Annotated in this window: 10 protein-coding genes and 1 pseudogene; 8 read left to right on the top strand and 3 right to left on the bottom strand. The window is 58.8% G+C overall.

The window, feature by feature from the left end:
* Window positions 1–207: 207 nt before the first annotated feature.
* Window positions 208–903, bottom strand: a complete 696-nt coding sequence (locus GSQ92_RS28565; RefSeq protein WP_159014749.1) for a GntR family transcriptional regulator — start codon at window positions 901–903, stop codon at window positions 208–210.
* Complete coding sequence (locus tag GSQ92_RS28560) at window positions 900–1,661, bottom strand: HpcH/HpaI aldolase/citrate lyase family protein (protein WP_159014748.1); 762 nt, start codon at window positions 1,659–1,661, stop codon at window positions 900–902. The genes GSQ92_RS28565 and GSQ92_RS28560 overlap by 4 nt, the downstream gene beginning before the upstream one ends.
* 487 nt (window positions 1,662–2,148) lie before the next feature.
* On the opposite strand from GSQ92_RS28560, the gene GSQ92_RS28555 reads away from it, so the two are divergent.
* The 7 genes and pseudogenes from GSQ92_RS28555 (at window position 2,149) to GSQ92_RS28530 (ending at window position 9,198) form a co-directional block, all read left to right on the top strand.
* Window positions 2,149–3,273: a sugar ABC transporter substrate-binding protein gene (locus GSQ92_RS28555; protein ID WP_159014747.1), complete on the top strand. Its 1,125-nt coding sequence runs from the start codon at window positions 2,149–2,151 to the stop codon at window positions 3,271–3,273.
* 79 nt (window positions 3,274–3,352) lie between these two features.
* The gene (locus GSQ92_RS28550) at window positions 3,353–4,312 is read left to right on the top strand and encodes an ABC transporter permease (RefSeq protein WP_159014746.1); all 960 of its coding nucleotides are present in this window, start codon (window positions 3,353–3,355) and stop codon (window positions 4,310–4,312) included.
* A gap of 65 nt (window positions 4,313–4,377) precedes the next feature.
* Window positions 4,378–4,824, top strand: a pseudogene (locus tag GSQ92_RS32120) (ATP-binding cassette domain-containing protein); the annotation flags it as partial.
* Between the two features lie 204 nt (window positions 4,825–5,028).
* Window positions 5,029–5,817, top strand: a complete 789-nt coding sequence (locus GSQ92_RS32115; RefSeq protein ID WP_408832791.1) for an ATP-binding cassette domain-containing protein — start codon at window positions 5,029–5,031, stop codon at window positions 5,815–5,817.
* Entirely contained in the window at window positions 5,817–6,767 is a 951-nt protein-coding gene (locus tag GSQ92_RS28540; protein ID WP_159014744.1) for an ABC transporter permease, read from the top strand. The genes GSQ92_RS32115 and GSQ92_RS28540 overlap by 1 nt, the downstream gene beginning before the upstream one ends.
* A gap of 78 nt (window positions 6,768–6,845) precedes the next feature.
* Window positions 6,846–7,952, top strand: a complete 1,107-nt coding sequence (locus tag GSQ92_RS28535; protein ID WP_256367148.1) for a Gfo/Idh/MocA family protein — start codon at window positions 6,846–6,848, stop codon at window positions 7,950–7,952.
* 67 nt (window positions 7,953–8,019) lie between these two features.
* Window positions 8,020–9,198, top strand: coding sequence for a Gfo/Idh/MocA family protein (locus tag GSQ92_RS28530; RefSeq protein WP_159014742.1), 1,179 nt, complete (start codon window positions 8,020–8,022; stop codon window positions 9,196–9,198).
* 464 nt (window positions 9,199–9,662) lie between these two features.
* On the opposite strand, the gene GSQ92_RS28525 is transcribed toward GSQ92_RS28530, so the two are convergent.
* On the bottom strand, window positions 9,663–10,430 hold the full coding sequence (locus tag GSQ92_RS28525; protein WP_159014741.1) for an HpcH/HpaI aldolase/citrate lyase family protein: 768 nt from the start codon (window positions 10,428–10,430) through the stop codon (window positions 9,663–9,665).
* 188 nt (window positions 10,431–10,618) lie between these two features.
* Between GSQ92_RS28525 and GSQ92_RS28520 the strand changes: the two genes are divergently transcribed.
* Window positions 10,619–11,671 (top strand): LacI family DNA-binding transcriptional regulator, encoded by a 1,053-nt coding sequence (locus GSQ92_RS28520; protein ID WP_159014740.1) that lies wholly within the window; start codon window positions 10,619–10,621, stop codon window positions 11,669–11,671.
* Window positions 11,672–12,334 lie beyond the last annotated feature (663 nt).

The following is a 12,334-nucleotide window of genomic DNA, read 5'->3' as shown; positions in this document are numbered from 1 at the left end:
AAGCGTCAAGAGGTTACTACTCGCATCGACCGCGCGCCTGCGGAGCAGGTAGAACGCATCGCAGGACGTCGGCGCTCGCCGATTTGTGCAATCGCGCACGAGGGCCGTCCACGCTCCCGTTGAATTCAGCGGGCCGGTAACTCCATGTTCTGGAGGTTGGTTTACATTGCTTGCCTTCTAAATTCGACCGCCTTCGCATTCATCTTCTCACGCGCGCTTGGCTAGAACGAGGTCTTGGCTCAAAGAAGCATAGTAAGTTTTAAGGTACCGGTCCTTCGCCAAGGGCAGATGTTCGCGCACGAGTGCGACGAGACGCGGGCGATCGCATTGACGGCAGGCCTCGATCATCGCCCAGTGATCGCTGCAGACCTTGGCAAGAAAGTGTGGGTCCATATAGGGATGAAATCGCACGGTGAGTGCGCTTACTGCGCAGAGATCAATCATCTCAATGAGCACAGGGTTTCCAAGCTGGGCGTAGAGATGTCGGTGAAAACGGTTGTTGTGCTCGAAGATGCAGCGGAGATCCCGATGCACAACCGACCTTTCGTGGTCGTGCTGGATAGCGACGAGTTTGGCTAATGCCTCGGGCCGCAGAGGCAAGGGAATACCCTCGACCGCCGCCGTCTCCAAAAGCAGCCGGACGGCATAGATCTGCTCGACGCGCTCGGGCTGCAGGTCACGCACGGAGGCGCCCTTATTGCGTTGTCGGTCCACGAGGCCGGCCTGCTCTAGCGCCAACAAAGCCTCGCGCACGGCGGCCCGATGAGAGCGAAAGCGCAGCACCAGATCGGCTTCGACCAAACGTTCGCGGGGATGGAGGCGGCCGAAGACAATATCGTCTCGCAGAGCTTCAACGATTTCCAGGCCTGATGCGGACAGCGACGAGTTCGGGTTCTTAGTCACGTAGTGAATTCGGCTAGGAGCCGCTTAGACGCGGCGGTCATGAGTCGCAGATCTGAACCAGTGACAAATAGGCGATAACCCTCTGTCTGCATGCGTTTAGCATAGGCAGTCGTCTCGCAAGCAAGACCGGCCATAATGTTGGCCTTCACAGCGCCTTGCGCGATCCGACGAAGAGCGTCGAGAACGATGCTGTCGTCGGTATCCATGCGTGGCGGCCGGCCGAGGCTGGAGGCTATGTCGCCGGGACCTGCGAAGATACCGTCAAGGCCCGGGGTTCGGGCGATGGCGTCTAGAGCCTCCAGTCCGCCCAAGGTTTCGATCATAGCGATGGCCAATACCTGGACGTTCGCCTTGCTGACATAGTCGTCGCCAAATAGTAGGCGCGCGCGTATCGGGCCGAAGCTGCGCGAGCCGAGCGGCGGATAGCGGCAGGCGGTGACCAGCATCTGGGCCTCGGCCGCGGAACTCACCATAGGGCAAATTATGCCGCTCGCTCCAGCGTCAAGTAATCGCCCGATGAGGGCGACGTCAAGAGTGGGCGGACGCACTAGCATAACTGCGCCGAGATTGGTCGTCACTTGCAGCAAGGCCACCATCTCGTCGAAGCCGGTCATGCTGTGCTGCATGTCCGCCACAAGGCAATCCCAGCCCAGCCGCGCGATCATCTCGGCAGACAATGGCGAGGCGCTGTGCAGCCAGGTCGCACGTATCCCGCGCCCGTCAGGAGAACCAAGGTGTTGCAAGAGCTGGTGCGGCATTCCCATCCTCCCGAGCTCCGCGTACGACAGTGCCTAAGATAGTACATTAAAATTGTCAAATTAGATTGTTTGACAAAATCGCGCTTGAAAAAGCAATCGAACGTCTGGGATCGTCGACGAACTCCATCAAATTGGGGTGCTTGGTTCGCAACACGCGAAAAGGAGCCCTGGACTAACCCGATGAGTCGCGTGCTCGTGCACGAGGTTGAGAAACCCGACTTGTATATTAGTCGTTCGTGAGGGCGGTGAACGTTGTTCATTGGCTGCCCCCGTTCGCAGGACCGCGGCGAGCCAACCCAATTCTGCAACGCTATGCAGATCCCTCCAGGCTGCGATAGATGCAATGCGGCCGCGGCTTACGTAACAACATGTTTGGATTAGCGAGGGCGAGCCAAAAAAGCCGGCTTGCATAGCAATCCATTTCCAGGCAGCTTAGTTGCATCGTTGACGTGCCGTAGAGGGTCACAGTCGTCCGGCAGAGCGGGACGTGCCAACGGCGCTGTTTAACGAAGAAAATAAATTCCTGGGAGGAGATATCATGGGTGACGCTGTATCGGGTGGTAATGCAAGCCGCCGCACATTCCTGCGGGCAGCCGCTGCCGTCGGTTCGGCAAGTCTACTACCTGCCATCTCGACCCGAAGAGCGTTCGCTGATGAAACCTTGGCACTTGCTTATAGTGTTAATACTCTTTCGAGTCCTTCACAATCTCAGCAAGTCAAGGGTGGCGTCGTCTTCGCAAGATCTGTCGGCAAAAGCCTCAATACTCTTCTGACGGGGGGCAATAGCGATAAAGGCATCGGTGACGTCCAGGCCATTCTCGCGAAATACAATGGCAAAGTAGCCTTGATGATCGACCCGCTCGATACGCCCGACGCCCGCATTGTCATCGAAGCCTGCGAAAAAGCTGGGGCGCATCTGGTCACGATCTGGAATAAGCCGGACGATATTCATGTTTGGGATTCGCCTGGCACCTACGTGGCGCACATCTCGTTCGATGGCGTCAGATCAGGCAAGGTGACAGCTGAATCCCTTTTCGCCGCGATGGGCGGGCAGGGCAAGATTGTGGCACTCGGCGGCATGGCCAGTAACCAGACGGCGATCGACCGTAAGACCGGCATGCAGAAAGCAGTGGACGCCAGTTCCGGCAAGGTGAAGTTGCTCGATTTTCAGGTGGGAGACTGGGCGTCCTCCCGAGCCTTCTCAATCACCCAGGCTTGGCTGACGCGCTACGGTGACGACATCAACGGTATTTGGGCGGCGAACGACGAAATGGCGCTGGGCGCCATTCAGGCCCTGAAGAGCGAGGGACTCAATGGCAAGATCAAGGTCTGCGCCATCGATGGGACCCCTCCTGGGTTTGATGCTGTACAGGCCGGCGATATGGTTTGCACCCTGGACTGGCATCCCTATCTTTGGGGCGGCCTGGGTCTATCTCTCGCCTACAAGGCGGCAACCGGCCAATACGATCCGACGACGGCGCCGAAAGGCCATCGGGAGTTCTTCGGCAAGACCACTCTCGTGGATGCAAGCAACGTTAAAGCTGCGAGGGCGGCGGTGGCTAACAGCCCCACGGTCGATTACGCGACGGTGTGGGATTATTTGCAGACCTGATCTGGCTGAGTCGGCCGGCTGTATATCCGTAGCTTAGAGCGCCGCTCACGCGGCGCCTGCCTTCAGGTCTTCTCGCTGGGTGATCACACTGAATATGCTGGCAAGATCGAAAGCCTACATCCCTCTTCTGATGCTGGTCGTGCTGTGCATCGCCATTGGTATTGTCGCCCCGCGCTTCCTGACAATCGAGAACTTTGTTCGGTTGGCTTCAAGTGCTTCAGTGCCGCTGATACTGGTCTGCGGCATGACTTTCATCATCTTGATCGGTTCGATCGACCTGTCGCTTGAGGGCACCCTGGCGATTGCCGCTGTTACGATTGGCCAAATCGCATTGCATTTTGGCGGCAATCGCTGGGTGGTTTTCGCCTTCCCGGCCGTCATACTGGCCGGTGCGCTAATCGGCTTCCTGAACGGCAGCGTCCACGTGGTTCTGCGGGTGCCCTCTCTGCTGACGAGCCTCGGGTTCGGTTTCGTCGGTCTCGGCTTCGCCACCCTCTTCGTCGCGGGCGGCTCCATCACGATTTCAGATCCGACCATCCTCAGTGCCGCCTTCACGCGTATCCTCGGCCTGAATATGTCTGTCTGGATCGCCATCGGCGCCCTGATCGTAGCCTTCTACATCCAAGAGTTTACCCGCCTCGGCCGCTGGGCCTTTGTACTTGGCGGTGGAGAAGACATCGCTCGGCTCTCAGGCATTTCGGTCGGCCGTGTCCGCATCGCCCTCTATACTCTTGCTGGCGCTTTTTATGGTCTCGCCGGTGGCGTACTCGCGGCTCAACTGGGCCTCGGGCAGATTCAGATCACGACAGGGTATCTCTTCTCGACGATCACCGCCGTCGTCGTCGGCGGCACCGCACTGACCGGCGGAGTCGGCGGCATCCAGAATAGCATCGTCGGGGTCTTCGTCATCGCGGTGCTCGGCAACGGCATGATCCTGACCGGAACGCCGATTGCGGCGCAACTCGGTGTGCAGGGGCTGCTCACGATCGCAGCCGTTGCGATCTCGCTGGATCGCAAGAGGCTCGTATCCGTCAAATGAGCAATGTTTTAACTGTTGACAGCATATGTAAGACATTCGGCGCCGTTCGTGCCCTAAGCAATGTCAGTTTCGAGATTCGTCCTAACGAGGTCGTCGGACTGATCGGCGAAAACGGCGCCGGCAAATCGACACTTCTGAAGGTTTTAAGCGGTGTCTACATGCCGGATACCGGATCACTTACCAATAGACAGGGGTTGCTAAAGCTTCATTCGCCTTTGGAGGCGGAGGCCGCCGGGATCGGCATGGTGCATCAGGAACAGTCGTTGCTGCTCAACATTTCAGTTGCGGAGAACCTCTACCTTGGCCGCGAAAAGCAGTTCGTACGCTTCGGGAAAATAGGCTGGAAAGCGATGCATACGGCGGCGCGACGCCAGCTCAGGAAGGTGAAGCTAGATGTCGATCCGGCGGCCCGCACCGAACTTCTTAGCTTTGCCGAGCGGCAGATGGTGGAACTGGCTAAGGCCTTGATCCTGGAAGAGCAGTCCACCGACAGCGTCGTCGTCCTTCTTGACGAGCCGACCTCTGTGCTCGAGAGCTCCGAAATTGCGACACTATTCGAAAGAGTACGCGCGCTGCGCAGCCGCGCCTCCTTCGTCTTCGTCTCGCACCGGCTTGACGAGGTGATTGAGCTGTCAGACCGGATTTATATTCTGCGCGATGGCCAGGTCGTCGGGCACTTGGGGAAGAGCGAGGCATCGCCATCCAGGATCCACGGCATGATGGTTGGCCGCGCGCTGGACCATGATTATTACGGCGAGGGCAAGCGGACTTCGTACACGCCGGACGTAGCCCTGTCTGTCAAAGGCATCAGCCGCACGAACGAATATAGGAATCTGAGCTTCGACCTCCACAAGGGGGAAATTCTCGGGATCTGTGGCGTGATCGGTTCCGGCCGGGAAGAGGTCATGCGCTCGCTCGCAGGTCTCGGCCGGCCGCATTTTGGTGAAGTGACCGTCTCGGGCGAGCGGCTGACTCTGAATAGCCCCGTCACAGCGGTGGCGCGGGGCATTGGCTATGTGCCGCAAGAACGCCGGGTCGAGGGGCTGGTGATGCCATTGCCGGTGATGGACAATATTTCGCTGCCATCGCTCAGGGCTTTTCGCTGGCGCGGGCTCGTTTCGGAGCGGCGACAACGCGAGGTGGCGGCCGACTGGGTGAAGCGGCTGTCGATCCGCCCTCCGGACTACCGTCTTCCCACGACAAGCCTCTCGGGTGGCAATCAGCAGAAGGTAGTGCTGGCGAAGTGGATTGAGTCGGGCGTGAAGATTCTACTGCTCGATCACCCGACCCGCGGGATCGACGTTGGCGCCAAACAGGAGGTCTACGCGCTGATCCGCGATTTGGCCTCTCGCGGCATGGCTATACTCCTCACCGCCGACTCTCTCGAGGAGACGCTCGGCCTCTGCGACACGGTGCTGGTGATGCGCGATCGGCAAACGACGGCCCGCTTCGACGCCCGGATAGAGAAGCCAACGCAACTCGACATCATCGAGGCGATGGTCTGATGATCCTGACCCATGTCGAAAGATTCCGGCGCTTCATACCGCTCGCCACACTGGTTGTGCTTGTCCTGATTGTGGGCACGAATTCGCCCGCCTTCCTGAGGATCGATACGCTCGTAACGCTTGCTACCGACACCGCTACGCTCTTCATCCTCGCGGCGGGCATCACCTTCGTCGTTATTCTCGGCGGCATCGATTTGTCCGGCCAATCGGTGGCCTCACTCGCCAGCATCGCCGTTGCGTCGACGGCACTGTCGCTCGGGCACGCCTCCATACCTTTTGCCATTGGCATCGGGGTCGTCTTCGGACTGCTCAACGGTCTCGTGCATGTCTACTTCCGCCTACCCAGCTTCATCGCGACCTTGGCCATCGGCAGCGTGGCCGCAAGCGCGGCACTGCTCGTTTCAGGCATGCAGCGGGTGCCGTTTCCTCCCGAATTGCGTGAAACGACCTTCTTCTGGCTGGTCGGCGCTACAGGTCCGATCCCCAACCAAATCCTGGTTGGGCTAGCGGTCCTCATCTTCAGTGTCTTTCTCGAGCGATACACGCTCTTTGGGCATTGGAGCCGCGCGATCGGAAGCGGCGAGCCGGCAGCCCTTGTGGCGGGTGTTCCAGTCAACCGGGTCAAGATCACCGCCATGGCGGTTTCGGGTGGCATGGCCGGCCTCGCAGGCACCGTCCTCGGCGCGCGCTTTGCGAGCGGCTCGCCCACGCTCGCCAACGAATTTCTCCTACCTTCCATCGCCGCCATCGTCGTGGGGGGCACCGCGATCACGGGGGGTCGGGGTTCCGTCGTCTACACAATGATCGGTGCGCTCATCATCTCGGTAGTCCGCTTCGGCATGACCTTCATGAATGTGGATATCTTAGCCCAGCAGATCGTCTTTGGAGTTCTCATCATCGTCGCTGCCGCGGCCACGATCGACCGCAGCAAGCTGCCGATCGTGAAATAGCGGCTGTCTTCTTCGGTTTAAAACGCGCGAGCCGCAAAGGCGGCGGCGCAAGGAGCATTGCACGTGACCAGAATTGCTATGCTAGGGGCCGGCTTCATTGGGCAAATGCACGCTCTGTCGTTTAAGACGGCGCAGATGACGCGAGACCGGGTGGTCAAGCCCGAGCTTACGACTTTGATTGAAACGCAGGCAAACCGTGCCTTGGCCGAAGACGTGGCGCAGCGCTATGGCTGGTCACACACGGTACTCGACGATTGGCGCAGCGCCGTCGCCAAGGGAAGTTGCGACCTCTTCGTCAACGCTGGGCCGAACTCCGTCCATGTTGATCCTTCGATCGTCGCAGCGCAAGGCGGCGCCCATGTCTTCAGTGAGAAGCCGTTAGCCGCAACGGCTCAGGAAGCGCACAGACTCTGGAAAGCGGTCGATGCAACGGGCGTGAAACACATGTGCGCCTTCGTGCACCGCTTTATCCCGGCGTTGCGGCTTGCGCGGAATATGGTCAAGGGTGGCGAACTTGGCGAGATCCTGGCCTATCGCAGCCAGATGCTGCTCGATATGCGGGAGCCGGAAGGCAAGCTGACTTGGCGCTTCATCCGCGACCTTGCCGGGGGTGGCGCCACTGGTGACCTTGGCTCGCACCATATCGACGTGGCGCGCTTCATCGTTGGCGAGGTGGTGGAGGTGTCGGGCAGGACGCAAACCCGCCTGAAAAACTCAAACGGTGACGACAGGGCATTGAATGATGACGCCTTTAGCGCTGTCGCTGTGATGGAACAAGGCGCGATGGCGACGTTCGAGGCTTCGCGTATTCAAGCTGGCCACGCCCTGACGGGGCGGATCGAGATCGACGGCACCAAGGGTACCCTCGCCTTCTCTATGGAACGGATGAACGAACTCGTCTTTACTGAGCCGCGCCAGGGACCGCGCACGGTTTCGGTGACCAACAATTTACATCCTTACGGGCAGTTTTTTCTGCCCGTGGGAATCCAGGGTGCACATCCTATCGGCTGGCACGACGCCTTTACCTTCCAGGCCTATCATATGCTGTCGGCCATTGAGCATGACACGGCGCTCGATCCGGATGCCGCGACCTTCCGTGATGGCTATCGGGTTGCCGAGACGGTCGACGCCATCCTGCGCTCGGCCACGAGCCGGCAAGTCGAGCCGGTACGGTTCATGGACTAGCGAACAATCCCATCAATCAGTGCTCGCCGCAGGCGACGCATAGCAATGCATCATCGGAGTAATGACTATGGCCAATGAGAATGCCAAGTTCCTGCAAGATTTTGGACGGCGGCTTCGGGTCGGCATGGTCGGCGGCGGCTTCGACTCGATCATCGGCGAGACGCATAGGATCGCGCTCCAGGCCGATGGGCTGTTCGAGCTCGTGGCCGGTGCCTTCTCGATCAACCCTGAAGTCTCGACGGCGACTGGGAAGGCCCTGCTTGTGGCCGACGACCGAAATTACCTCGACTATCGCGAGATGGCGTCGCGCGAGGCATCACGGCCCGATCCGATCGATGCTGTGGTGATCGCTACCCCGCCGCATATTCACAGCGATGTCGCGATCGCCTTCCTGGAACGCGGCATACATGTAATCTGTGAAAAACCCCTCACCCGAACATTGGAGCAGGCGCTGCAGCTTAAGAGGGCAGTCGATGCCAGCAAGCTTATCTTTGTGCTCACTCATTGCTATTCGGGCTTCCCGATGCCCCGGCTGGCGCGCGATCTCGTGGCCAAGGGAGAACTCGGCCGTTTGCGCATGATCGATGCGGAATTCGCTGGCGGCGCGGCCGGGGTTGCGCTGGAACCCGGCGACATTTCTCAACGCCATTGGCGCTTCCGACCAGGCATCGCTGGCCGCGAAGGCATCTTGGGCGAAGTTGGCACCCATACCTACCATCTGACGCGCTATGTAACGGGCCAGACGCCGACCCGCCTGTCGGCACGCATGCAGACCTTTGTCGAAGGCCGCGAGGTCTTCGACAATGCGTATATGGACTTGGACTATACCGGCGGGGCAGTCGGCCGCATCTGGTCGAGCTATGTCGCGACCGGCAATCAGCACGGACTATCGTTGCGGATTTATGGCGAGAAGGCTGCCGTTGAATGGCGCGAGGAGGATGGAGAGTATCTCCGCTTTCGCCCGCTTGGTGGGCCCGAAATCCTCTATCGCACGGGACAAGACGGAACTTCGGAGTTCGTGAGCAGGTCGGCGCGTTTTCGCCCCGGCCATCCGGAAGGTTATATCCTCGCCTTCGCCAACCTCTACACCGAGACGGCTTTTGCTATCGGCGCCTTGAAGGAGGGCAAATCTCCGGAGCCTTGGCTAAAAAACCTACCGGGGATTGAGGACGGCTTGCTCGGCATCCAGATGATCGATGCCGCGGCGCGGTCGCAAGCCGCCGGCTCGTCCTGGATCACGCTCTGAGAAAAGGCGCTATGCGGCGCCAAATTGAGGTCGTCATGGAAGCAGGCAGCATGTGTGCAATGCCCATCGACACCGTGCGCCTGGATCCGCTGATGGAGGAGGCCGGTCTGGAAGCAGTCCGGTCACGTCGAAATACGACGTCCAATACATGCTCGGTGGCTATCGCTTCTTCTTCTTCAGCTTCGCCGACGCGCATGGTCTCAGCGTTTATCTCCAGGTGCGGGCATGAAGCGCCCTGGTTAAGCGATCGAAATCCCGTGACTTTCCGAACCACCATGCCGGTAAGCCACTCGATGCCGGGATGGTCATCTCCATCGAGGCGACGCTCGCCCACCTCGCGGTGGGTTCATCAAGCTTGAGGACACGGTCGCGGTGACGGCAGAAGGTTGGGAAGCGTTCGGCGATTACGGACGTCGGTGGATGCCGGACTGGGATGACTACCTCCGTCCTGCCAGATGATGGTTTCAGGAGGGGTTGGCGCGGGCCTGAGCCAACTCCTCCGCCAGCACCCGCTTTAGCAGATTCACATCGCTGCCTGGCACCACGAAATCGAAGCCTTCGCGAGCCCTCCGCGCAGCGACCGCACCTGAAGGACAGAAGAGGCCGGCGTGCTTTCCCGCTGCCTTGGCCACGCGCAGGCAGTGAAGCATGGCTTCGCAGACCTCTGGATCCGTTGGATCGGTCGATGTCCCTTTGCCAAAGCTGAGACCGAGATCGCTTGGTCCGACATAAATGCCGTCAAGTCCCTCCACCGCGCAAATCGCTTCCACAGCGGCTAGGCCTTCGCGAGTCTCGATCATTGCGAAGCGAACGACGGTTGCATTCGCATGTTCAGCATAGTCCTCACCACCATAAAGGAGCGCTCGCGCAGGTCCGAAGCTGCGTCCACCCAGAGGCGGGTAACTTGACGCCGCTACCAGCGCCTGCGCCTCCGCCGCCGAATTGATGAGCGGGCAGATGATGCCGTAGCTTCCCGCGTCGAGCGCCTTCATAATAACGCTCGGTTCCAGACCGGGTACACGCACAAATGGAACAGCGGGCGTAGCCGAGAGTGCCTGCAGCATAGTGATCATCGTCTGGATGTCGGTCATTGCATGCTGGAGATCAATGGTGACGGCATCGAATCCGCTCATACCGACGATTTCTGCGCTGTAGCTGTTGCCAATTGACAACCACCCAGAGACGGCGGCTGATCCTTTTGCCCAGCAATCACGAACTTTGTTTGACCGCATCGAGTGCTCCCTCATGTTCCGTGCCGCTTCGCTTCGTCGGCCTCCAGGACATTGTCGATTGCCCCGGCGTTTGCATAGCTATACATACTGCAGATTATGTTGTCCACACGCAACTCGCCTGTGCATGCTCTTCTGTTTTGGACAGCATCGGGTAACCTTAGACTGGGGTAGAAGGTGTTTTGGATGCCATGAAGGACGAGAGCGCCGGCAGCCAGTCGCGACGCGTTGCAAGTAAGCGCTACGTGTCGGCGACTGACGTTGCAAGAAAAGCTGGGGTCTCCCAGGCCGCTGTGTCACGTGCTTTCACAGACGGGGCAAGTGTATCCCTGAAGATGCGCGCCAAGGTTATGGTTGCAGCGGATGAACTTGGCTATCGACCTAGCATCATTCCTCGGATCATGCTGACGAACCGATCGTCCTTGATAGCGGTTGTCAGCAGCGGATTGAACCACCCGTTTTACGCAGCGATCGTAGATAGATTCTCAGTAGAAATCCAGAAGCGCGGCAATACGGTTTTGCTTTTTTCCGTACAGGACCGTGAATATATGGATGAAATTATACCCCGCATTCGAGGTTATCAGGTGGATGGAATAATTTCAGCGTCATCCATTTCTTCACCTGCGGTAGCAGAGAGCTGCGCCAAGATGAACGTGCCTGTCGTTTTATTCAACAGTCGGCTCAGAAATACATGGGTAAACTCAGTAAACAGCGACAACGTGGCTGGTGGGCGAGACGTTGCGTCGCTCTTTATCCGCAAGGGTGCCACGCGATTCGGTTTTATCGCCGGCAGGAAAGGAAACATGTCAAGCGAGGATCGGCTCGCAGGTTTCGTTGGCAGGCTAGTTGAGGAAGGCATATCTGATTTAGTGATCGAATACGGCAACTACAGTTTCGAAGGCGGAAGCCAAGCGATGCGGAAACTGCTTGCGAGGGACAGGCGTCCGAATGCTATCTTCTGCGCCAATGATCTCATGGCCATTGGTGCGCTGGAAATAGCCAGATCGGAGTTTAAAATCGATGTTCCGGCGAGCCTGCTTATCGCCGGATTCGATGATATCCCATCTGCATCTTGGCCTAGTATCAATCTGACGTCGATCCGGCCTAATGGCGACAGAATGGTCTCTGAGGCATTGGACATACTCGAAGGAAGTCTGTCCAGTCCCGGTGAAGGCGGCTTACTTAAGATCGTTCCGGTCCATATAATTGAGCGGCTATCGACTGCGGGCCTCTCAGAACGCTGAGGACCTCGACTAGGGTCTTCAGGTCCAACCTGACGGCTTCTCGCAACAGTAAGCAGCTACCGCATTTCAGAAAGCTTTAGCCTCCTTGAAGACTCCGGAAGAACTTGCGGAGAGATTGAGACATCGAGCACACCTGGCTGGGAAATGACGAAATGAGGAAACAGGGCAACACCGCCTAGAAGGTGAGACGCAGGGCTCAGCGCGAAGCTTTCGGAACCGCGCCAGCAAAACCTCAACACGCGATAATTGTGCTTCCCGCGTGTTGACGTTAGCCCTCAAGTTGTAGACTCAGAGTGATCATAACGATCGTTGGCGAAACTGACCGCGTCCCCGGACTGCAGGGAGGCTCTCGATTGAACAGCAACCCACCCCTTGGGCTCGGCACCGACGCAAGTCGCCCAGGGTGAGCTTTCGCCTCACCGACGAATCGCCTAACTAGTAGGGCACTTGCATCTCGCTTCCTCCTGCCTCGTCGAATAAGGGCGAGATCAACTGCGAGGCAGCTGGCGAAGAACGCCCACTAACTCATGGCGATAGCGAGATGATAGGGGTCGCCGAAGTCGAAGCGCTTGGTGCCGCGTTTGGTCAGTTCGACCGCCCAACGCGGAACTTGAGCGGGCGAACCGATACCGGATAGCCTGCAACAACGTCGGTATCCCTGAC

This window comes from Acidisoma sp. S159 (assembly GCF_009766125.1).
GTDB lineage: Bacteria > Pseudomonadota > Alphaproteobacteria > Acetobacterales > Acetobacteraceae > Acidisoma.
This window is presented reverse-complemented; position numbering and strand designations above follow the sequence as displayed.